Annotated in this window: 21 protein-coding genes; 9 read left to right on the forward strand and 12 right to left on the reverse strand. The window is 71.7% G+C overall.

Annotation, left to right across the window (positions count from 1 at the left end; all coding sequences use genetic code 11):
- Positions 1 to 73: 73 nt before the first annotated feature.
- The 4 genes from QQS16_RS24345 to QQS16_RS24360 all read left to right on the forward strand — a co-directional run bounded on the left by QQS16_RS24345 (position 74) and on the right by QQS16_RS24360 (position 4,524).
- A complete protein-coding gene (locus QQS16_RS24345) occupies positions 74 to 1,072 on the forward strand; it encodes a CHRD domain-containing protein (RefSeq protein WP_286063987.1) in 999 nt (332 codons plus the stop codon).
- 246 nt (positions 1,073 to 1,318) lie between these two features.
- Positions 1,319 to 2,572: a LolA family protein gene (locus QQS16_RS24350; RefSeq protein WP_286063988.1), complete on the forward strand. Its 1,254-nt coding sequence runs from the start codon at positions 1,319 to 1,321 to the stop codon at positions 2,570 to 2,572.
- Positions 2,573 to 2,657: 85 nt separating this feature from the next.
- Positions 2,658 to 3,668 (forward strand): ABC transporter ATP-binding protein, encoded by a 1,011-nt coding sequence (locus tag QQS16_RS24355; RefSeq protein WP_286063989.1) that lies wholly within the window; start codon positions 2,658 to 2,660, stop codon positions 3,666 to 3,668.
- Complete coding sequence (locus tag QQS16_RS24360; protein ID WP_286063990.1) at positions 3,655 to 4,524, forward strand: ABC transporter permease; 870 nt, start codon at positions 3,655 to 3,657, stop codon at positions 4,522 to 4,524. The genes QQS16_RS24355 and QQS16_RS24360 overlap by 14 nt, the downstream gene beginning before the upstream one ends.
- A gap of 43 nt (positions 4,525 to 4,567) precedes the next feature.
- Here QQS16_RS24360 and QQS16_RS24365 read toward each other — a convergent pair whose 3' ends face one another.
- The 3 genes from QQS16_RS24365 to QQS16_RS24375 form a co-directional block, all read right to left on the reverse strand.
- Complete coding sequence (locus tag QQS16_RS24365) at positions 4,568 to 5,152, reverse strand: flavodoxin family protein (protein WP_286063991.1); 585 nt, start codon at positions 5,150 to 5,152, stop codon at positions 4,568 to 4,570.
- A gap of 177 nt (positions 5,153 to 5,329) precedes the next feature.
- Complete coding sequence (locus QQS16_RS24370; RefSeq protein WP_286066438.1) at positions 5,330 to 6,784, reverse strand: amidase family protein; 1,455 nt, start codon at positions 6,782 to 6,784, stop codon at positions 5,330 to 5,332.
- Positions 6,785 to 6,795: 11 nt separating this feature from the next.
- The gene (locus QQS16_RS24375; protein WP_286063992.1) at positions 6,796 to 7,302 is read right to left on the reverse strand and encodes a DUF6668 family protein; all 507 of its coding nucleotides are present in this window, start codon (positions 7,300 to 7,302) and stop codon (positions 6,796 to 6,798) included.
- A gap of 283 nt (positions 7,303 to 7,585) precedes the next feature.
- Here QQS16_RS24375 and QQS16_RS24380 point away from each other — a divergent pair, with 283 nt between their 5' ends.
- Positions 7,586 to 9,325 carry a tetratricopeptide repeat protein gene (locus tag QQS16_RS24380; RefSeq protein WP_286063993.1) on the forward strand — a complete coding sequence of 580 codons (1,740 nt, stop codon included), beginning with the start codon at positions 7,586 to 7,588 and terminating at the stop codon, positions 9,323 to 9,325.
- A gap of 3 nt (positions 9,326 to 9,328) precedes the next feature.
- Here the strand turns inward: QQS16_RS24380 and QQS16_RS24385 are convergent, their stop codons facing one another.
- Both QQS16_RS24385 and QQS16_RS24390 read right to left on the reverse strand, forming a co-directional pair.
- Positions 9,329 to 10,291 carry a M28 family metallopeptidase gene (locus QQS16_RS24385; RefSeq protein WP_286063994.1) on the reverse strand — a complete coding sequence of 321 codons (963 nt, stop codon included), beginning with the start codon at positions 10,289 to 10,291 and terminating at the stop codon, positions 9,329 to 9,331.
- Between the two features lie 107 nt (positions 10,292 to 10,398).
- Positions 10,399 to 10,893, reverse strand: a complete 495-nt coding sequence (locus QQS16_RS24390) for a VOC family protein (RefSeq protein ID WP_286063995.1) — start codon at positions 10,891 to 10,893, stop codon at positions 10,399 to 10,401.
- Between the two features lie 335 nt (positions 10,894 to 11,228).
- On the opposite strand from QQS16_RS24390, the gene QQS16_RS24395 reads away from it, so the two are divergent.
- Complete coding sequence (locus tag QQS16_RS24395; RefSeq protein WP_286063996.1) at positions 11,229 to 11,726, forward strand: hypothetical protein; 498 nt, start codon at positions 11,229 to 11,231, stop codon at positions 11,724 to 11,726.
- Entirely contained in the window at positions 11,726 to 12,022 is a 297-nt protein-coding gene (locus QQS16_RS24400; RefSeq protein WP_286063997.1) for a hypothetical protein, read from the forward strand. The genes QQS16_RS24395 and QQS16_RS24400 overlap by 1 nt, the downstream gene beginning before the upstream one ends.
- Here the strand turns inward: QQS16_RS24400 and rarD are convergent.
- Complete coding sequence (rarD, locus tag QQS16_RS24405; RefSeq protein ID WP_286063998.1) at positions 12,002 to 13,051, reverse strand: EamA family transporter RarD; 1,050 nt, start codon at positions 13,049 to 13,051, stop codon at positions 12,002 to 12,004. The genes QQS16_RS24400 and rarD overlap by 21 nt on opposite strands.
- A 125-nt stretch (positions 13,052 to 13,176) precedes the next feature.
- Positions 13,177 to 14,031 carry an SDR family oxidoreductase gene (locus QQS16_RS24410; protein WP_286063999.1) on the reverse strand — a complete coding sequence of 285 codons (855 nt, stop codon included), beginning with the start codon at positions 14,029 to 14,031 and terminating at the stop codon, positions 13,177 to 13,179.
- An 89-nt stretch (positions 14,032 to 14,120) separates the two neighbouring features.
- Between QQS16_RS24410 and QQS16_RS24415 the strand changes: the two genes are divergently transcribed.
- Together QQS16_RS24415 and QQS16_RS24420 are read left to right on the forward strand one after the other, a co-directional pair.
- Entirely contained in the window at positions 14,121 to 14,531 is a 411-nt protein-coding gene (locus QQS16_RS24415) for a winged helix-turn-helix transcriptional regulator (protein ID WP_286064000.1), read from the forward strand.
- A 227-nt stretch (positions 14,532 to 14,758) separates the two neighbouring features.
- On the forward strand, positions 14,759 to 15,322 hold the full coding sequence (locus tag QQS16_RS24420) for a DUF6082 family protein (protein ID WP_286064001.1): 564 nt from the start codon (positions 14,759 to 14,761) through the stop codon (positions 15,320 to 15,322).
- A 27-nt stretch (positions 15,323 to 15,349) separates the two neighbouring features.
- Here the strand turns inward: QQS16_RS24420 and QQS16_RS24425 are convergent, their stop codons facing one another.
- The 5 genes from QQS16_RS24425 to QQS16_RS24445 all read right to left on the reverse strand — a co-directional run bounded on the left by QQS16_RS24425 (position 15,350) and on the right by QQS16_RS24445 (position 21,523).
- On the reverse strand, positions 15,350 to 15,607 hold the full coding sequence (locus QQS16_RS24425) for a hypothetical protein (protein WP_286064002.1): 258 nt from the start codon (positions 15,605 to 15,607) through the stop codon (positions 15,350 to 15,352).
- Positions 15,608 to 15,901: 294 nt separating this feature from the next.
- Entirely contained in the window at positions 15,902 to 16,981 is a 1,080-nt protein-coding gene (locus QQS16_RS24430) for a 2-oxoacid:ferredoxin oxidoreductase subunit beta (protein ID WP_286064003.1), read from the reverse strand.
- Complete coding sequence (locus QQS16_RS24435) at positions 16,974 to 18,902, reverse strand: 2-oxoacid:acceptor oxidoreductase subunit alpha (RefSeq protein WP_286064004.1); 1,929 nt, start codon at positions 18,900 to 18,902, stop codon at positions 16,974 to 16,976. Before QQS16_RS24435 ends, QQS16_RS24430 begins: the two co-directional genes overlap by 8 nt.
- 270 nt (positions 18,903 to 19,172) lie before the next feature.
- Positions 19,173 to 19,832, reverse strand: coding sequence for a response regulator transcription factor (locus tag QQS16_RS24440; protein WP_286066439.1), 660 nt, complete (start codon positions 19,830 to 19,832; stop codon positions 19,173 to 19,175).
- Between the two features lie 341 nt (positions 19,833 to 20,173).
- Positions 20,174 to 21,523 (reverse strand): sensor histidine kinase, encoded by a 1,350-nt coding sequence (locus QQS16_RS24445; RefSeq protein ID WP_286064005.1) that lies wholly within the window; start codon positions 21,521 to 21,523, stop codon positions 20,174 to 20,176.
- Positions 21,524 to 21,629: the final 106 nt, after the last annotated feature.

Raw genomic sequence — 21,629 nt, forward strand, 5'->3', positions numbered from 1 at the left:
GTACCGAGATCAGCCCCGTACTGCTGCCCGGACGCTGACGCAGGGGCGTCAGCCGCACGAGGGGGAGACGCTCATGGGCATCAGCACGATGTTCCCGGTACGCCGTACGTCCCGGACAGTCCGTACGTCCCGCACACGCCGTACGGGCCTGCTCGTCACCACCGTCGCGGTGGCCGCGTCCGCCGTCGTCGCCGCGGTGACGCCCGCCTCCGCCGGGGACGGCCGCGCGCCCGGTGGTGGCACCGGCGCGGACGGCGTCCTCCTCGCCGCGAGCCTCCGGGGTGCCAACGAGGTCCCCACGCCGGGCGGCCCCGCCGTGGGCGACAAGGACGGCGCCGCGCTCCAGTTCGTCAAGGTGAAGGGCGACAAGGTCTCCGTCGCCGTCAAGTGGCGCGGCACCGGCAGGCCCACCGCCCTCCACCTGCACCAGGGCGCCAGGGGCAGCAACGGCGCCGTCAAGATCGACTTCACCGGTCTCCTGAAGAGCAGGGGACCGGGCCGTACCGTCACCGGCACCGTCCAGGTCGACGACCCGGCGCTGCTCGACCGGCTCACCTCCGACCCGACCTCCTTCTACGCCAACCTGCACACCGCCCGGTTCCCGGGCGGAGCCGTCCGTGGCCGGCTCCACCGGATCACCGTCGCCTCCTTCGACTTCCGTGACGCCCTCGACAACGTCCAGGCGTCCGTCCTCAAGGGCAGGCAGATCTACGCGTGCAAGCCGGCCGCGGACGGCGGGTACGCCTTCGCCCAACGGGACGTCAGCGCCGTCCTCGGCGGCGCCATCGCGCACTCCTTCGTCGCACCCGACTCCGGTACACCGCAGTGGATCGCCCCCGACCGCAGCGCCGTGACCGGGGCGGTCCTGTCCAGGACACCGAACGGCGACGGCAACATCCCCGAGCTGGACCTCAGGGCCACCTCGTCCGGCAAGGAGCGCGGCCTGCTGGCCGGCACCACGGAGATCCTGCGGCTGAACACCGTCGGCGGCGTCGCTCCGGCCGGCCCCTGCACGCCGGGCGCGGTCGTCGGCGTCCCCTACCAGGCGGACTACGTGTTCCTGGGCGTCTGATCCACCGGCACGGCGGGCGGCGTGCGCTCCGCGACCCCTACGGGTCGGAGCACGCGCCGCCTCCGGGTGTCATACCGCAGGTGTACACGGAGTTGAGCCCGGGGGCTGACGAATCTTCCCGGCGGATTTGGTCAGATGGACATCACGGAAAACACCACTCCTCACCGATTCGGGTGAGAATGGCGGCTACGGGGTGGACGCAGGGGGAGTTGGACAGCCGCCGCCGACGACGGAGGTAAGGCACACATGGCACCGTACGAATCCGACGACAGCACGACTGCCGCGGAAGCCGAGGACCGGTACACACGCCGGCGCAGGGCCGCGCGGTACGTCGTCCCGGTCGCGGTGGTGGGAATGGCGGCGGCGACCATCGGGCTCGTCCCGGCGCTCGCCGACTCCGGCGACCCCGACCTGCCGAAGATCAGCGCCCAGGAACTCATCGAGAAGATAGCCGCGTCGGACGTACAGCAGCTGTCCGGGACGGTGAAGATCAGCACGGATCTCGGACTGCCCGACCTCGGCGGGCTGGAGAACAGCCTGGCCTCGGGCGCCATGGAGTCGGGCGGCGACGGCGGTTCCTCCGCGGACCCGTCCGCGAAGCTCACCGAGCTGGTGACCGGCACGCACACCCTGCGTGTCGCCGCCGACGGCCCCGACAGGCAGAAGCTGTCGCTGCTGGAGAGCGGATCCGAGTACAGCCTGATCCACGACGGCAAGGACGTCTGGGGCTACGACAGCAAGTCGAACGAGGTCTACCACGCGACCGCCTCCGAGAGCGCGAAGGCGGACAAGGAGCAGGACGTCCCGGCCACGCCCAAGGACTTCGCAGAGGAGGCCCTGAAGGCGGTCGACGACACCACCTCCGTGACCGTCGACGGCACCGCGCAGGTCGCGGGCCGCGACGCCTACCGTCTCGTCATCAAGCCCAAGGACTCCGGAACCACGGTCGGCCAGATCACCGTGGCCGTGGACTCGAGGACCGGGCTGCCGCTGAAGTTCACGCTGACCCCGGCGAGCGGCGGCGCGGCCGTCGTGGACGCGGGCTTCACCCAGGTCAGCTTCGCCCGGCCGGCCGCCTCCACCTTCGACTTCACCCCGCCCAAGGGCGCGAAGGTCACCGAGGGCGACACCGTCGAGCAGGGCGAGCACCGCCGGCCCGACGGCGCGGGCTTGTCGAAGTCCGACAAGGGATTCAGCAAGAAGGGCCTCGACACGAAGGACCCGGACAAGGGGCTCGACGGTCTCGAGGTCATCGGCGAGGGCTGGAACTCCGTCGCCACCTTCGACACCGGCGGCGAGGGCATGCCCTCCGGCGCCGAGACCGGCGGCGACCTCGGCGGCTTCCTCGACTCGCTCGGCGACAAGGTGAGCGGCGACTTCGGCTCGGGCACGGTCTTCTCGACCCGCCTGGTCAACGCCCTGATGACGGACGACGGCAAGGTGTACGTCGGCGCGGTCGACAAGGACGCCCTGGTGAAGGCGGCGAACGCGGCCAAGTAGGACCGTACGGTCACGACGAGCCGCGGGAGTACGACGAACCGTAGGGTGCGGCGAACCGTAAGGGTGCGACGAATCGAGGAAGCCGATGGGCGAACCGCCCGTCACGGACGCGGAGTCCGCGCCGGACCCGCGGCCGGGTGCGCGGTCGGACGTGCGGGAGGCGGATGGCGGTGTCATCCGCACCCGCGCGCTCACCAAGCGCTACCGCGGCGGACAGCTCGCCGTGGACGGTCTCGACCTGACCGTCCCGGCGGGCAGCGTCTTCGGCTTCCTCGGTCCGAACGGCTCCGGCAAGACCACCACCATCCGCATGCTGATGGGCCTCATCGAGCCCACCTCAGGGTCGGCCCACGTCCTGGGCCGGCCCATGCCGCGCTCCGCGCGCGCCGTGCTGCCGCGCGTCGGCGCCCTCATCGAGGGACCGGCTCTCTACGGTTTCCTCTCCGGCCGCCAGAACCTGACCCGGTACGACGCCGCCGACCCGACCGCCGACCCGCGCACCCGGGCCACCCGGGTCGCGGCGGCACTGGACCGGGTGGGGCTCTCGGCCGCCGCGGGCAAGAAGGCGAAGGCGTACTCGCTGGGCATGAAGCAGCGTCTCGGTCTCGCCGCAGCCCTGCTCCAGCCGCGCGAGCTGCTGGTCCTGGACGAACCGACCAACGGCCTCGACCCGCAGGGCATGCGCGAGATCCGCTCCCTGATCCGGGACCTGTCCTCCGACGGTACGACCGTCTTCCTCTCCTCCCACCTCCTCGACGAGATCGAGCAGGTCTGCACGCACGCGGCCGTGATGGCACAGGGCCGCCTCATCATCCAGGGGCCGGTGGCGGACCTCGCGGCGGGCACGCGCGGCCGGCTGGTCGTGACGACCCCGGACGCGGGAGAGGCGGCGCGGGTGCTGAAGGAGCAGGGGGCCGCGGACGTGACGGTCACGGACGGCCGGGTGACCGCAGAGCCACCGGAGCGCGATCTCGCCGAGGTGAACGCGGCGCTGGTGACAGCGGGCGTCCGCGTCCGCGGCTTCGGCCTCGAACGGGCTTCCTTGGAGGACGCGTTCGTGGCGCTGACGGGGGAGGGCTTCGATGTCGCCGGCTGAACGGACCCGCGCGCCCAGCCCGTTGTGGACCTTCGGTCTGTTCCGCAGCGAACTGCTCACCACCTTCCGCCGCTGGCGCACACTCGCGCTGCTCGGGGTGCTGGCGGCCGTGCCGGTCCTGGTCGGGATCGCGGTGAGGATCGAGACCGGTGACGGCTCGTCGGCCGGCGGCGGGGGCGGCCAAGGCCCGGCGTTCATCTCGCAGATCACCAACAACGGCCTGTTCCTGGTCTTCACCGCGCTCGCCGCGACGCTGCCGTTCTTCCTGCCGATGGCGATCGGCGTCATCGCGGGCGACGCCATCGCCGGTGAGGCGAGCGCGGGAACCCTCCGCTACCTCCTGGTGGCCCCGGCCGGCCGCAGCCGCCTCCTGCTCACCAAGTACGCGACGGTGATGGCGTTCTGCCTGGTCGCCACGCTCGTGGTCGCGGTGTCGGCGCTCACCGTCGGGGCGCTGCTCTTCCCGCTGGGCGACCTGACGACGATCTCCGGCACCCGGATCAGCTTCGCCGAAGGACTGGGCCGGGCCCTGCTGATCGCCCTGGTCGTCGCCGTGTCACTGATCGGCGTGGCGGCTCTTGGCCTGTTCGTCTCCACCCTGACCAGCAGCGGCATCGCGGCGATGGCGACCACGGTGGGGCTGCTGATCACCGTCCAGATCCTCGACCAGATCCCCCAGCTGCACGCGCTCCAGCCGTACTTCTTCTCCCACTACTGGCTGTCCTTCGCCGACCTCATGCGCGACCCCGTCTACTGGGACGACCTGGTGAAGAACCTGGGCCTCCAGGCCCTGTACGCGGTCGTGTTCGGCTCGGCGGCCTGGGCACGCTTCACGGCGAAGGACATCGCCTCCTGAACCGCGTTCACCGGGTGCGGGGCACGGCGGTCCCCACCCGCGTTCACCGGGCCTCGTACGGGAAGCGCGCGAGCGGTGCCTCCTGGGCGAAGAAGGTCTTGGCGCGGGTCAGCGCCTCGGTGTCGTTCAGGATGTCACCGGGCTTGCTGCCGTTGCCGAGCAGGACTCCGCCGAAGCGCATCCCCAGGTAGGCGGCCGAGTGGTTGAGCGTGCCGACCAGCGGGTCGGCGACCTCGGCCTCCTCGTGCGCGAGCGCGGTGACGCCCCAGAGGGTGCGCCCCGCCAGCGTGTCCTTGAAGTCCAGGCCGGGCGTGCGCAGCCAGCCCGACCAGTGGTCCAGGTAGCGCTTGGTCTGGGCGGAGACGGAGTACCAGTACAGCGGGGACGCGATCACGATGTCCGTCGCCGCGAGCGTGGCGTCGAGCAGCAGCGCCACCTCGCCCTCCGTGGGACGGGTGTGGTCGCTGTCGTGCCGCAGGTCCTCGAAGTCGGGCAGGGGATGGTCGGCGAGGTCGATCCACTGTTGCTCGACGTCCGCCGGCAACTGCTCGGCAGCCCTGCGGGCCAGCAGTTCGGTGTTGCCCTCCCGGCGGGCGCTGCCGAGGACGAACAGGAAGCGGCGGGTCATGGGATCCCCCAGTGATCGGCGTGCGGCTGATACGTGCGGCTGATGCGGCGCACGCGGCTCATGGACGGGCGGGAAGCCTGTACGGGCGTACGGGTACACGGGCGTACGGGTACACGGCGTGTGGGCCTACCGGCGCGAAGCACTTACAACATGCACGCGCAGTATATGCGCGTGCAATCAATAGGCGCAACGGGCGACGATGCCGTCCACGGTCCGCAGCAGCAGGTCCTCCCGTCCGTGCGGTGCCACCAGCTGGAGCCCGACCGGGCAGCCATCGGACCCGAGTCCCGCCGGGACACTGGCCGCCGGATGTCCGCTCAGGTTGAACGCCCAGGTCAGGGCCGTGGAGTAGCGGTCACCCGGACCGTCGTGGCCGTGCGGCGGGATCGGGGTCGCCGGGGTCAGCAGCACGTCCGCCTCGGCGAAGAGGGCGTCCAGGCGCCGGTCGTTCTCCGCGCGGAGGCGGCCGGCGGCGGCGAGGTCGGCCCTGGCGAGGCCGGCCGCGGGGGTCCGCAGGGCGAGCCAGGCGGTGGCCGGGTCGTGGAGGCGGAGGCGGGCGCGGGGCTCCACCAGGCGTACAGCACCGGTGTCCGCGAGCCGTAGGGCCGCCGCGTGGGCGATCGCCACGAGGTCCGGATCGCAGTCGGCGAAGCCGAGGTCGGGGGACCAGACAGCGGTCGGAGCAGAGGGCGGGCCGGGGGCTGAGGGCGGGCCGGGGGCTGAGAGCGGGCCGGGGGCCGGGAGCGGGTCGGGGGTTGAGAGCGGGCCGGGGGCTGAGAGCGGGCCGAGGGTCGGGAGCCGGCCAGGGACGGGGAGCGGGCGGTGGGCCGGGAGGTTGCCCGTGTCCTCCGAGCGACTCGCGCCTTTCGAGCGACCCGCGCCCTCCAAGTGATCCGCGCCTTGTGAGTGACCCGCGCCCTCCGAGCGACCCGCGCCCCCCGAGTCCCCCGCCCCTTCCGAGTCCCCCGCGCCCTCCGAAGCCCCGCTCGTCACCCGCCACCACGCTGCCGCGTCCGACGCGTACCGGGTCAGGACACCGGGCGCCGTGAGCCCCGTACGGTCGGAGGTCCACAGCCGCCCGTTGGTGACCTTCAGTCCGAGCACACCGCACCACGCCGCCGGGATCCGCACCGACCCCGCCCCGTCGCTCCCGGTCGCCAGCGGCACCAGTCCCGCCGCGACCGCCGCCGCGGACCCGGCCGAGGAACCGCCGGGCGTACGGTCGGCCCGCCAGGGATTGACGGTACGGCCGTGCGCGCCGAGCCCCCAGGTCTGCCAGGGAGTTCCGGGCCCCGGAACGGACGTGGCCCCCACCGGCACACACCCGGCCGCGAGCAGCGGGCCCGCGCCGCGCAGCCCGTGCCGTCCCTTCACCCCGATCGGCACCCCCGCCAGCGGCAGCGGCTCCCCCGCGGCGACCCGCGCGTCCACGGCACGCGCCCGCCGCAGCGCGGCCTCCTCCCACACCTCGGCGAACGCGCACAGGTCCGGCTCGGCCCGCCGGATCCGCTCCAGTGCCACGGCGACCACGTCGACCGCGGGCAGGGCGCCCGACCGCACGGCGGCGGCGATCCGCTCGGCGGAGAGGGAGGAGAGGGAGGAGAGGGAGGAGAGGGAGCCGAAGCCGGACATCGGGAGCCGGGTCACGCGCGGGTGGCGGTGAGCCGGGCCAACGCCTCGCTCTCCCGGGGCCGGGAGCCGCTCAGGTCCCCCAGGCGCCAGGCGGGCACCCAGGGCACGCGGTACACGTCGATCACCGACTCGATCTCCTTGACCCGTTGGGCGAGCGGACGCGGCAGCCGTCCGGGCGCGTCCGCGACCAGGACGACCGCGTCGACGACGAGACCGGGCGGGGCCTCGCCGTGCCGGAACGCCTCCAGCGCGTGCAGGGCGGAGCGCAGCCCGGCCGCGTGCGTACGGGCGACGAGCAGCACGGACCGCGGGCCGGCGGGTCCCGGCCAGTCGCGCCCGCAGTCCTGGCCTCCGTAGACGGCGGCCAGGGTGGACGTGCCGGCGCCGCCGTGGGTACCGACGAAGGAGCAGCGCCAAGGCACGGCGGAGGCACGGGCGGGCTCGGGCGAGGCCACCTCCGGTACGGGCACGGGCCCGCGAATCCAGATCTCCGGTCCGAGTGGTCCCGCTGTCCGCATACCGGCCCCCATCCGCGTGCCCCTTCCTGGTCGACCCTCTCCTGCCCGGCCGGGGCGCACGGCATCCGGACGGGCTCCTGACGAGGTGTGATCTCCTGGAACGAGCCTGTGACGTCACGGTGACGTGAGAACCGCCGGCGAGCGGAGAGACTCGACAGTACGTGTACGACACGTGTACGACCGGATCGCGCCGCTGGGGACGGGACCCGACGGCGGGACGGAACACCATGGAGCCCGCACGCGTTGTCCGGCGACTCCCCGACGCATCCGAGTGAGGGAACCGATGGCTCGACTCAGCCGCGACAAGAAGCGGGACCACCAGCGCCCGGCCGCCCCCGAGGCGGCGCCGATCGACGTCCACGTCCCCGCGTCCGGCCCGGGTGCGGGCGGCGCGTCGGTCGGTGGGGTACGGGTCGTCCCCGCGTCCGGCCAGGAGATCCAGCACGCCGTCCTGAACCACCTCCACCGGATCGCCGCCGCCGGCGGCCACACGGTCCTGGCCACCGTCCATGACGACCGCATCGGGTACGTCGTCCCCCTCCGGGTCAACCCGGACGGCTCCAGCGACTACGCGGCCGAGCCGACGCGGGTGGCTCCGGCGGGGGAGCGGGGGGTGCCCGGGACGCCGGGCGGGCCGGGCGGGCCTACCGGGCCGGAGGCGCCGGTGCCGGGTGCGGCAAGGGGATCAGAAGTGCCGGGAATCCCCGGTGAACCGAGGGGATCAGGGGCGCTGGGGATGCGGGGATCGACGGGGGCGGGGATGCGGACGGGGACAGGGGCGGGGACGACCGGTGTTCCGGGAGGCGTGCCGGGGAGTGCGGCCGAGAGGGCGGGAGGGCCCGTACCGGTGCCCGCGCCGGGGCCGCCCCCCGTGTGGCCGGACGCGGCCGCGTCGCACGAGCCCGAGGAGCCGGCCCGGCTCGCGCCGACCGGTGGTCCTCAGGTGTCCGGCCGGCCAGAGGGGCCCGGACCGGCCGGCCCGGCTGCGCCGTTCGGGACGCCCGCCGCGCCCGGTGTTCCCGCCGCCTCCCGTGCGGTACGGCCGCAGTGGGCGCGGTACGACCAGTCCACGCATGTGCTGCGGGAGGTGCCGGAACCCGCGCGGGACGCGGAGTCCACGTTCTCGGTGCGGGCCCTGCCGGACGAGGCGTCGTCCGGCGCCGAGGCCGCGCCGACGTCCACGCCACGGGCACTCCCGGAGCCGCGTCCGGCCCAGGCACATGCCCAGGCCCCGGCCTCGACCCCTGCCCCGGCCTCGTCTTCGTCCCCGGCCCCCGGTACGGTCGCCGCACCGACGGGGGTGTTCGGTCCGCCGCCGGTGATGGACACGCGGACCGCGCCCCTCTCCGCGTCGGCACCGGACCGTGGCCCGATGCAGGCGCCCGCCCCGGCGCCCCCCTCCCCTCCCGCACGTACCACCCCCTCCCGCATGTCGCCCTTCCTCGGGCCCGCCCCCGACGACGACCTGGACCCCGCTCCCAAGCCCGCCCCGCCCCGGGGGTTCGACGCGGTCGCCGAGGCGGTGCTCGGGGACGGCCACCTCACCGCCCCCGGTGACGACACCACGCCCGCCCTGCTCGCGGAGCCGGTCGCGCGGATCACCGAGGCGGTGAACGCGGGGCGGACGGACACCGCGTCGGAGCTGGCCGAGCGGACCGTGGCACAGGCCTCGCAGTCGCTCGGGCCGGAGCACCCCGAGGTGCTCCGGCTGCGCGAACTGACCGCGTACGTCGCCTACTTGGCCGACGATCCGGTCCGCTCCTTCCACCTCTCCCTGGACCTGGCCGGCGTCCATCACCGCACCCGGGACGCGGACGCGGCCTACGCCAGCCTCCAGAGCGCCGTCACCGCCTGGCGTGCCGTGCGGGACCCGCACCAGGGGCTGGACCTGGGCCAGGCCCTGATCGCCCGGTGGACCGAGCTGACGGCCGAGGACGGCCCCGCCGTCGACGACATCGAGCAGTTGGAGAAGGCCCGCGTCCGCATGGGCCGGCTCGCCGACCGCGCCCGGGCCTCGGACTGACCCTTACGCCGACAACTCCCACACCGCGTACGCGACCGCGTCGCTGTTGCGGTTCAGCGCGGTGTCGTTGATGTTGGCCGTGGTGTCGCACGACGAGTGGTAGCAGCGGTCGAACGCCAGCCCCGCCGTACCGCCCCACTTGGCCGCCTGCGCCGCCGACTTGGTGTTGCTCGCGCCGGTGAACAGCCCGCCGACCGGCACGCCCGCGTTCTTGAAGGGCGCGTGGTCGGAGCGGCCGTCGCCCTCGGTCTCGATCTCCGTCGGCACGCCGAGCCCGGTGAAGTACGCCTTGAACGTCTTCTCGATGGCCGGGTCGTCGTCGTAGACGAAGTAACCGGGGTTCGGCGAGCCGATCATGTCGAAGTTGAGGTAGCCGCTGATCCGCGAACGGTTCGCGGTGGAGAGGCTGTTGACGTAGTAGCGGGAGCCCACCAGCCCCAGCTCCTCCGCACCCCACCAGGCGAACCGCAGGTGCTTGGCGGGCTGGAGGCCGGCGCGGGACACCGCGAGCGCCGTCTCCAGGACCGCCGCCGACCCGGACCCGTTGTCGTTGATGCCGGCGCCGGAGCTGACGCTGTCGAGATGCGAGCCGGCCATCACGACCTGGTCGGTGTCCCCGCCCGGCCAGTCGGCGATCAGGTTGTAGCCGACGCGGCCGGAGGCGGTGAACTGCTGGATCGTCGTGATGAAGCCGGCGGCGTCCAGCTTGGCCTTCACGTAGTCGAGCGAGGCCCGGTAACCGGCGCGCCCGTGCGCCCGGTTGCCGCCGTTGGCCGTGGCGATGGACTGCAACTGCGTGAGGTGCGCCTTGACGGCCGCCACGGATATGTCGGGCGCGGCGGCGGCCCGGGGTGCGGCCGCGGGGGCCGCGCCCGCTATGGATCCACCGGTCATGGATCCACCGGCCAGGAGCGAGACGGCGACGACGGCGGTGGCCGCGGCGCGTCCGGGAACCGAGAGCTTCATGTGGGGGGCTCCGATTTCCTGAGGGAATGGGTGCCCGATGGTGAAGCCGGGGCTGACGCTCCGTCAAGAGCGCAATCCGGTCACTGCTGTTCGCATAGCGGAATCGCTCACTGCACGCAGAACTCGTTCCCCTCCGGATCCGCCATCACCACCCACTCGCCCCCGGGCTCCCGCACCTCCCGCAGCACCCGCGCCCCGAGCCCCGCCAGCCGTTCCACCTCGGCCGCGCGCCGCCCCTCACCCGGATGCAGGTCCAGGTGGAGCCGGTTCTTGACCGTCTTCGCCTCCGGCACACGCTGGAACAGCAGCCGCCGCCCCCGTCCCATGCCGCTCTCCTGCTCGTACGGGTCCTCGGGATGCCGTACGGCGATCAGGTCCCGCCAGGCGCGGCGGCCGTGCGACTCGACGGTCAGCTCGGCCGGTACCGCCCCGACGCCCAGCAGCTTCTCGATGAGCGCGCTGTTGTCCTCGACCCGGTAACCGAGGGCGGCGGCCCAGAAGTCGGCCTGGGCGTGCGGATCCCCTGCGTCGATGACGAGCTTCCAGTGCACGGGCGTGGGCGTGGGCGGGGTGGATGTGGTCTCGGCCACGGTCTCAGTCATGCGACCACTTCTAGCGGTTGCGTGACGGAGCGTGCAACGGAATCGCCGGGACGGACGCGGCCGGCCGCTCCAACTCACCGTGACCAAAGTCTGGCAGCCACCGAGCAGCCCTGGCCCCCGCGCCGAACTCCCGCACCGGCGCCCGTACCGGCGCCCGTACCCGCTGCGACGCCCGCCGTTGCGTCGGCCGTCGGGTCGGCGCCTCTGCCCTTGCCGGCACGACTCCCGAACCGGTCCCTGCCGCGGCCGCAGCCGCAGCCCCTGCCCTTGCCGCAGCCCCAGCCTCCTCGCCGTCCCCCGCAGCCCGTGCGTCGTACGCCGACCGCGCCGCGGGAATGCCGCTCGGCCGGCGCTGGGTGTGCTTCGCGCCGGTGCTGCTGGCGGGCGCGCTGCTCCTGGCGGCCGTACGGCTGGTACCGCGGCAGGAGACCCCGCCCCTCGGCCGCCGGGGCTTCGACCTGCCCGGCGCGCCGGCCGCCGCCGGTGCATGCTGCTGGCCGCCTGCACGGTCGAACGACTGGAACACGGCCTGGGCGGTTGGCGGTTGGCGGTTGACGACGGCGTCGGCGCTCGCGGCGCTGCCGCTGATGGTCGTCTTCGTCACCGTCGAGCGGTGGTCCGCCGCCCCTCCGGTCCGGCTGCGCATCCTGCGCAAGACCGGTCGTACCGGCCGACCTGGGCGCGCTGCTCTTCGGCGGGGCCTGCTTCGGCTCCAGTTCGTCGTGACCCTGTATGCGCAGGAACTGCGCGGCTGGTCCTCGCTCCGGACGGCGCTCGCCCTGGTGATCATGGGTTGTGACGCGGTGCCGGGCCCACGCTCACCGCGAAGCTGATGACCCGGCTCGGCCATGTCCGGGTGATCGTCGGCGGATTCGCCCTGGCGGTCGTCGCGTACGGGCTGTTCCTGCCGGTCGGCCCGGACTGGCCGCACCCGGCGATGCTGCCGACGCTGTCCCTGGCGGGCACGGCCTTCGCTCCGGCGTACGGTCCGCTGACGATCGCCGCGACCGACGGGGGGCACCGACACCGAGCAGGGCCTGGCGGGCGGGCTGCTCAACACCGCCACGCGGCTCGGCTCGGCGATCGGGATCCCGGCGGTGACCGCCGTCTACGGCCTGGCGGCCGGTGAGTCCAGCGGCTCGGGATCCTGTGGCTCCGGGACCGGCGCCGATCCGGAGGCCACGCTGTCGGCGTTCGGAACGGCGCTCACCGTGCCCGTCGCCATGATGGTGCTGGACCTGCTGGTCTCGGCCCTGAGCGTGCGGGCGGAGCGGCGGGCGGTACGCAGGGCGTCCCAGGTCAGCAGCGTCAGCGCCAGCCAGACCAGTGCGAAGCCGGCCCAGCGCTCGGGTGGCATGGCCTCGCGGAAGTAGAGGACGCCGAGCAGGAACTGGAAGACCGGCGCCAGGTATTGCAGCAGTCCCAGCGTGGACAGCGGCACCCGGATCGCGGCGGCGCCGAAGCAGACGAGAGGGAGCGCGGTGACCACACCGGTCGCGGCGAGCAGGGCCGCGTGTCCCGCGCCCTCGGCGGCGAAGGTGGCCTCGCCGCTCGTGCCGAGCCACAGCAGATAGCCGAGCGCGGGCAGGAACTGGATCGCGGTCTCGGCGGCCAGCGACTCGACGCCGCCGAGGTTGACCTTCTTCTTGACCAGGCCGTACGTGGCGAAGGAGAAGGCGAGGGTGAGCGAGATCCACGGCGGCTGCCCGTACCCGATGGTGAGCACCAGGACGGCGGCGAAGCCGATCCCGACCGCCGCCCACTGCACGGGCCGCAGCCGTTCCTTCAGGAGCAGGACGCCCATCGCGATGGTGACGAGGGGGTTGATGAAGTACCCGAGTGAGGCTTCGACCACGTGACCGGAGTTCACGGCCCAGATGTAGACGCCCCAGTTGACGGTGATCACGGCCGCGGCGACGGTGATCAGCCCCAGCTTGCGCGGCTGCCGCAGCAGCTCACCGGCCCACGCCCAGCGCCGTACGACCACCAGCGCGACGGCGACGAAGGCCAGCGACCAGACCATCCGGTGGGCGAGGATCTCCGCCGCCCCGGCGGGCTTGAGCAGCGGCCAGAACAGGGGCACGAGCCCCCACATCCCGTACGCCGCGAAGCCGTTCAGCAGACCTATGCGCTGCTCGCTCTTCGACGTCCCGGCCACGGGCCCTCCCTCTCGCGTACTGCTCGCCTGCAAGAAGGTAACGCCGAGCACCCTCACCTGTCATGCCCGTATCGGCATACGGTCATGACAGGTGAGGGTGGAGGGTGCGGGCCCGTCGGGGAGGGTCAGCTCTTGAGCGCCGCCGTGATCGCCTCGGAGAACGGGGTGGTCGGGCGCCCGGCCAGACGGGACAGGTCACCGGTGGAGACGACCAGCTCGCCCTTCTCGATCGAGGCGTCCACGCCGGCGAGGATCGCGGCGAACGGCTCGGGCAGTCCGGCGCCGGTCAGGATCCCGACGAGGGCGTCCGGGGAGACGGCCGAGTAGGCGATCTCCCTGCCGGTCTGCCGGCTCAGCTCGGCCGCGTACTCGGCGAAGCTCCACGCCTCGTCGCCGCCCAGCTCGTACGTCTTGTTCTCGTGCCCCTCGCCGGTCAGTACGGCGACCGCGGCGGCCGCGTAGTCCGCGCGCGCGGCGGAGGAGACCCGGCCCTCGCCGGCGGCGGCGACGACCGCGCCGTGCTCCAGCACAGGGGCGAGGTTCTCGGTGTAGTTCTCGTGGTACCAGCCGTTGCGCAGCAGCGCGTACGGCACACCGGAGGCGACGAGCGCCTCCTCGGTGCCGCGGTGGTCGTCGGCGAGCGCGGCGGTCAGGCTGCTCGGCGCGCTGGTGTACGCGAGCAGCGCCACACCGGCCGCGGCGGCGGCGTCGATGACCACCTTGTGCTGCTGGACGCGGCCCTTGTCGAACTCGTTGCCCGAGACGAGCAGCACCTTGTCGCCGGCCGCGAACAGGCCGTCGAAGGAGGCGGGAGCGTTGTAGTCGGCCAGGGCGATCCGGACGCCGCGTGCCGCGAAGTCGGCGGCCTTCTCCGCGTTGCGGACGACCGCGGTGATCTGGTCGGCCGGCACCTTCTCCAGCAACTGCTCCACGACGTGGCGGCCGAGATGTCCGGTGGCTCCGGTGACGACGATGCTCATGATCAGAACTCCTTGTGGGGTGCGGTGCCACTAACCATAGGGGGAGCGCTAACTACTGGAAAGTACCCACCTTGAAGTAAGGTACAGGCATGGCCGTAAGCAACGAGGTGAGCAGTCCGCTGGTGAACGCGGGGACGGCGGGCGAGGCGATGTGCCCCCACCGTCTGATCCTGGAACACGTGACGTCCCGCTGGGGTGTTCTGGTCCTGATCAAGCTCCTCGACCACCCCTACCGCTTCAGCGAACTGCGCCGGGCCATCGGCCGGGTCAGCGAGAAGATGCTCACCCAGACCCTCCAGACCCTGGAACGCGACGGCATGGTCCACCGCGACGCCAAGCCGGTCATCCCGCCCAGGGTCGACTACTCCCTGACCGACCTGGGCCGAGAAGCGGCGGAGCAGGTGCGGGGCCTGGCGCTGTGGACCGATGAGCGGATGGGGCGGGTGCTGGAGGCGCGGGAGGCATATGACGCCCGAAAGGCCAACTCTGACCAGGCATGACGCTTCCAGCCGACACCGGCTGAAGGAATGCGGACGGCGCCAGGGGGCACACATATGTCAGGGCGTTGGCCGACATGCGAGACACGTCCTTCCGTGCGCCCCCTCTCCGCCTCCCACGCCGACTTGAACAGCCCGGCACGCTGGATGCGGAGTGCTACGTCCACCGTGCATCACCCGCGACGCCACCCGTCGGTGCACGGATACCGGATCCAAGGGGATGCCTTGACATGGCCACACAGAATCGGGTCGCGCGCAGTATCGGTTCTGCGGCACTCGCGGGACTCGGACTGATGCGGGCGTTCTTTGCCCGTGGCGCCCGTCGTCGGCGCGGGGAGGAGATCCTGGTGGAGTTACTCCAACAGCTCAAGCTGATGACGGAGGAGATCCACCGGGCGAATCTGATCCAGCAGTATCGCCTCACTGTGGATCAGATGGACCGGATGGTCGACGACCCGTCCCTGGCTGACGCCGCGAGCACGCTGTCGGGGCTCTCCGAAGGCAGACGGCGTCAGATGATCTTCGCCAACCGGCAATACGGCAACCTGCTGTTGGCCTACCGGGTCGGCGTCTGCGGTTGGGACGAGTTGATCGGACATTTGCGCGTTCTGTGTAGAAACGAGGCATTCGCCGAATACTGGGACCGCACGGTCGAGCACCGCCGGAGCCTTCCGGAGGACTCGACGGAGGCGCGGGTCGGTGCGGCCGTCGACGTCATGCTGGAGGAGCTGGCGGACGACCCGGACCAGTGGTGGGTCGTGGGGCCGTCGTCGTCCACGGGACCGACGCCCTGAGGGTGAAGCGCCACACCCGCCCTCGCATCAGGCGTCTGGAATGTCCCGCTTTGCCCGGATGAGGGTGTCGCGGTCGATCACTACGATCCGCTCGTGGTCGGCCCGCGCCGCGTCCGGGGGAAGCGAGGGCTCCAAGGCGGCGGTGGCCTCGGTGCCGATGATCGCGAAGCTGCCGTCGCTCAGCTCGAACACGTCCGGACAGGTTTCGGCGGTTTGGCTGCCCCGCACCTTGGGCGGGTCGCCGATGCGGCGGACTACGCTGAGATCAGGAATTTCGCGAGACACCGGTGCCTTCTCTGCAACCGGAGGGTCCGGCTTGCTTCGACTGAAGATCAACTCGCAAAAAGTAGCAGGACACGGCACCCCTTGCGCCCCACCCATGGCTCATCGTTGAAAGAATTACTTCTTTCGCAGTAGTCGCAGTCCTTCCATTGACGCGGACGATGCGTGAGACCCACGCCTCCGTGCGCCCCCCTCTTCGCCTTACCCGCCGATTCCCTGGCCGGGCCGGAGGCTCAGCCTGCGCCGAGGGCCTGGACTCCGCGGGTAAGGCCCTCATATGGCGGACTGGCTCAGCCCTCAGCCCACCACCGTCCACGTGTCCCCGCCGGCCAGCAGTGCCGCCAGGTCGCCCTTGCCGTTCTGTTCGATGGCCGTGTCGAGCTGGTCTGCCATCTGGGTGTCGTAGACCGGGCGCTCGACGGATCGCAGGACGCCGATCGGGGTGTGGTGCAAGGTGTCCGGGTCGGCCAGCCGGGACAGGGCGAAGGCGGTGGTGGGGGAGGACGCGTGGGCGTCGTGGACGAGGATGTCCGCCTCGTTGTGCGGTGTCACCGTGACGACCTTCAGGTCACCGGTCGCCGCGTCCCGTACGACCCCGCGCGCGCCCTCCGCGCCGAAGCGGATCGGCTGTCCGTGCTCCAGCCGGATCACCGCCTCCCGGGCCTGCTGCTTGTCCTTGAGGGCGTCGAAGGCGCCGTCGTTGAAGATGTTGCAGTTCTGGTAGATCTCGACGAGTGCCGTGCCGGGGTGTGCCGCGGCCTGGCGCAGGACCTCCGTCAGGTGCTTGCGGTCGGAGTCGACCGTGCGCGCCACGAACGACGCCTCCGCGCCGATCGCCAGCGACACCGGGTTGAAGGGCGCGTCGAGGGAGCCCATCGGTGTCGACTTGGTGATCTTGCCGACCTCGGAGGTCGGTGAGTACTGGCCCTTGGTCAGGCCGTAGATCCGGTTGTTGAACAGCAGGATCTTGAGGTTGACGTTGCGGCGCAGGGCGTGGATGAGGTGGTTGCCGCCGATGGACAGCGCGTCGCCGTCACCGGTCACCACCCACACGGACAGGTCGCGGCGCGAGGCCGCCAGTCCCGTCGCGATGGCGGGGGCGCGGCCGTGGATGGAGTGCATGCCGTACGTGTTCATGTAGTACGGGAAGCGTGAGGAGCAGCCGATGCCGGAGACGAAGACGATGTTCTCCTTCGCCAGCCCCAGCTCCGGCATGAACCCCTGCACCGCCGCGAGGATCGCGTAGTCACCGCAGCCCGGGCACCAGCGCACCTCCTGGTCGGACTTGAAGTCCTTCATGGACTGGCGGGCCTCGGCCTTGGGAACGAGAGTCAGGGCCTCGATCGTGCCCGTGCCTTCCGTGGACGTCTCAGCCATCGATGGCCTCCTTGAGAGCCGTGGCGAGCTGCTCCGCCTTGAACGGCATGCCGTTGACCTGGTTGTAGGAGTGGGCGTCGACCAGGTACTTCGCCCGCACCAGCGTGGCGAGCTGCCCGAGGTTCATCTCGGGGATCACCACCTTGTCGTAACGCTTCAGGACCGCGCCCAGATTGCGCGGGAACGGATTGAGGTGGCGCAGATGGGCCTGCGCGATCGGCTCACCGGCCGTGCGCAGCCGCCGTACCGCCGCTGTGATCGGTCCGAACGTCGAGCCCCAGCCCAGTACCAGGGTCCGCGCGCCGTGCGGATCGTCGACCTCCACGTCCGGCACGTCGATGCCGTCGATCTTGGCCTGGCGGGTGCGGACCATGAAGTCGTGGTTGGCGGGGTCGTAGGAGATGTTGCCCGAGCCGTCCTGCTTCTCGATGCCGCCGATCCGGTGCTCCAGGCCCGGCGTGCCCGGCACCGCCCAGGGCCGGGCGAGGGTGTGCGGGTCGCGCTTGTAGGGCCAGAACACCTCGGTGCCGTCGCCCAGGATGTGGTTCGGTCCCTGCGCGAACCGCACCCGCAGGTCCGGCAGCTCGTCCGGCTCCGGGACGCGCCAGGGTTCGGAGCCGTTGGCCAGGTAACCGTCGGACAGCAGCATCACCGGCGTGCGGTACGTCAGCGCGATCCGCGCCGCCTCCAGGGCGGCGTCGAAGCAGTCGGCCGGGGTGCGCGGGGCCACGACCGGGACCGGTGCCTCGCCGTTGCGGCCGTACATCGCCTGGAGCAGGTCCGCCTGCTCGGTCTTGGTCGGCAGACCGGTGGACGGACCACCGCGCTGGATGTCCACGATCAGCAGCGGCAGTTCGAGGGAGACGGCCAACCCGATGGTCTCGCTCTTGAGCGCCACACCCGGACCGGAGGTGGTCGTCACCGCCAGTGAGCCGCCGAAGGCCGCCCCGAGCGCCGCGCCGATGCCGGCGATCTCGTCCTCGGCCTGGAAGGTGCGCACACCGAAGTTCTTGTGCCGGCTCAGCTCGTGCAGGATGTCCGACGCCGGGGTGATCGGGTACGAGCCCAGGAACAGCGGCAGGTCCGCCTGGCGGGAGGCCGCGACCAGACCGTAGGACAGGGCCAGGTTCCCGGAGATGTTCCGGTACACGCCCGGCGGGAACGCCTGCGCGGCCGGCGCCACCTCGTAGGAGACCGCGAAGTCCTCGGTGGTCTCGCCGAAGTTCCAGCCCGCCCGGAAGGCGGCGATGTTCGCCGCCGCGATCTCGGGCTTCTTGGCGAACTTCCTGCTCAGGAACTTCTCCGTGCCCTCGGTGGGCCGGTGGTACATCCACGACAGCAGACCGAGCGCGAACATGTTCTTACTGCGCTCGGCCTCTTTGCGGGTGAGGTCGAATTCCTTGAGTGCCTCGACGGTCAGGGTGGTCAGCGGCACCGGGTGGAGGTGGTAACCGTCGAGGGAACCGTCTTCCAACGGGGAGCTGGAATACCCCACCTTCTGCATCGCCCGTTTGGTGAACTCGTCGGTGTTGACGATGATCTCCGCCCCGCGCGGCAGGTCAGCGATGTTCGCCTTCAGGGCGGCCGGGTTCATCGCCACCAGGACGTCGGGCGCGTCGCCCGGCGTGAGGATGTCGTGATCGGCGAAGTGCAGCTGGAAGGACGAGACGCCGGGCAGGGTGCCGGCGGGGGCCCGGATCTCGGCCGGGAAGTTCGGCAGCGTCGACAGATCGTTGCCGAACGACGCGGTCTCCGAGGTGAAACGGTCACCGGTGAGCTGCATACCGTCACCCGAGTCACCCGCGAACCTGATGATCACCCGGTCCAGGCGGCGGACGTCCTTCGCCCCTGCCGCTTTGCGCTGCTCTCCTACGACGGTTCCGTCGGCCTGTTCCGCTGGGCTACTGACCTGGCTGGTCACTGAACTGGACCTCCTAGAGGCGGCTGTCTGGGAGCGGCCTTCCCGCAGACCATCCCTGGATCAACCCTACGACCGTAAGGGTCGCCTTCCCTGGGTCATTCGCATGATGGACACGCTTTTGAGAGGGTTCAGTCCCCCCGACTTGTCACGATTTACTCGCCCCCCGGCGCTGTCATGGAAGACGCTGCTCTTCATTCCTCGGTTCTCGGTATCGGCCGGCCCCCGCATCCCGCTCAGTGGTCGCCCAGTTACTGACACGGTGTCAGATGCTCATGAGTTCAGGTAGGTGAGGACGGCCAGAACGCGCCGGTGGTCTCCGTCGCTCGGGGACAGTCCGAGCTTCAGGAAGATGTTGCTGACGTGCTTCTCGACGGCCCCGTCGCTCACCACCAGCTGCCGCGCGATCGCCGAGTTCGTCCGGCCCTCGGCCATCAGCCCGAGGACCTCCCGCTCCCTCGGGGTGAGTCGCGCGAGCACGTCCTGCTTGCGGGAGCGGCCCAGCAGCTGCGCGACGACCTCCGGGTCCAGGGCCGTACCGCCCCCGGCCACCCGCACCACCGCGTCCACGAACTCACGCACCTCGGCTACCCGGTCCTTGAGCAGATAGCCGACCCCGTGACTGGAACCGGCCAGCAGTTCGGTCGCATACCGCTCCTCCACGTACTGCGACAACACCAGCACCCCGAGTCCCGGATGTGCCTTGCGCAGCTGCACCGCGGCCCGGACACCCTCGTCGGTGTGCGTCGGCGGCATCCGGACGTCGGCGACCACGACGTCCGGCAGCTCGCCCTGCGCGTCCAGATCGGTGATGGTCTTGATCAGCGCTTCGCCGTCCCCGACCCCGGCGACCACGTCGTGCCCACGGTCGGTCAGCAGCCGAGTCAGGCCCTCTCTGAGCAGCACTGAATCCTCGGCGATGACCACCCGCACCCTGTCCTCCACGATTCTCGGCCCCCGAGCCCCTGTATGCGGGCCGCATCCGACCCCGTCCCCATCCCTTGGCCCTCTCAGTATCCCGCGATCGGACCTTCCTCAGGGGACCTGTGGACAACTGCTCGACCGGGGTCCGACTTCACCGACGGGAGGAAGGCGACATCCAGCCACGGAGGCGGCAGGGGCACAGGGGCACAGGGGCATAAGCCCGCAGACGCGGAGCGGAAGCGGTGAGGGCAATGGGGGTGGGGGCAATGGGGGTGGGGAAAGCGGGCGGAGGCGAGGCGGATCAGGACACCCGCCCTCGGCAGCGCGCGCCCATGCCGGCCCTGCCCGATCTACACCGTCCGCCAGGGAAGCTCCGCGGTGATCCGGGTGGGGCCCCCGACCGGCGAGTCCACCACCAGGATTCCGTCGACCGCGTCGAGGCGTTCGGCCAGCCCGGCCAGACCGGATCCGGCGGAGGTGTCCGCGCCGCCGACCCCGTCGTCCACGACCTGGAGCATCAGCCGGTTGTCCACCCGCCACACGTCCACCGCCGCCCAGGTGGCCTGCGCGTGCTTGCTGATGTTCTGCAGCAGTTCCGACACCGTGAAGTACGCGATCCCCTCGATGGCCGGCGCCGGCCGCGCGGGCAGGTCCACCTCCACCTGCACCGGCACCGTGCACCGGGACGCCACCGCCGACAGTGCCGCATCCAGGCCCCGGTCCGTCAGCACCGCCGGGTGGATGCCGCGCGCCAGGTCCCGCAGCTCCTGCAACGCCGTCTTCACCTCGCCGTGCGCGTCGTCCACCATCCGCGCCGCCGCCTGCGGGTCCTCCGTCAGCTTCTCCTTCGCCAGCCCCAGATCCATCGCCAGCGCCACCAGCCGTGCCTGCGCCCCGTCGTGCAGGTCCCGTTCGATGCGCCGCAGGTCCGCCGCCGCCGTGTCGACCACGACCCCCCGGTCCGACTCCAGCTCCACCACCCGCGCCGACAGCCGCGTCGGCCCGAGCAGCCCGTGCACCAGCAGCCGGTCCACCATCGTCAGCGCCCGCACGATCCACGGCGTGGCCAGCGTGAACAGCAGCCCCACCAGCGCCGTCACGGTGATTTCGAACGGATTGTCGAGGTAGATGTGGTGCCCCTCGTCGCCGTACAGCTGGATGCCGTCCTGTCCGCCGTACAGGGGGAAGAGCCAGAACCACACCGGGTACGTCATCAGTGTCCAGCCGAGCACGAAGAAGTTCACGGTGACCGCGAAGGAGAACACCGCCCACGGCAGGTACAGCAGCGCGTACAGCACGCTCCGCCACGAGGCACCACTCTTGAGACCGGCTCCCATCCGGGCCAGCGCGCCCTGCTGCTTCGTCCGCGGCGGCTCCGGGTCGGCCACCTCCAGGCCCAGCAGCCCGCGCGCGCGGGCCCGCTCCAGTGCCCCGAAGCCGCGGCTGCCGGCCAGCCCCGCCGCCAGCAGGGGAATGCCGAGGAACGTCACCAGCAGGCCCGCGCCGAGCGCGACCATCGTGACCGTGTACACGAACAGCAGGACGCTGATCGGCAGCCCCAGCAGTACGTACGCCAGCTCGCGCCAGCTGCGGGCCTCGAACGGTGCCCGCAGCCCGGCCGGCAGGCGGTGCCGCCGTGCCTCATCGAGACACCCGAGCCCGTCGTCGTGCCCGTATCCCTGTCCGTAGTCCGTGGCCATGGGTGTCGTCCTTCTCCTCGTCCTGACTGTGCCGTCGTACCTCAACCCTGCTCGGCCGCGGTCCCGTGGACCATGGAGTCCGTCGGCCTCTTGGGAGGGGGGTTTT

Origin of the sequence: Streptomyces sp. ALI-76-A (assembly GCF_030287445.1) — a bacterium.
GTDB lineage: Bacteria > Actinomycetota > Actinomycetes > Streptomycetales > Streptomycetaceae > Streptomyces.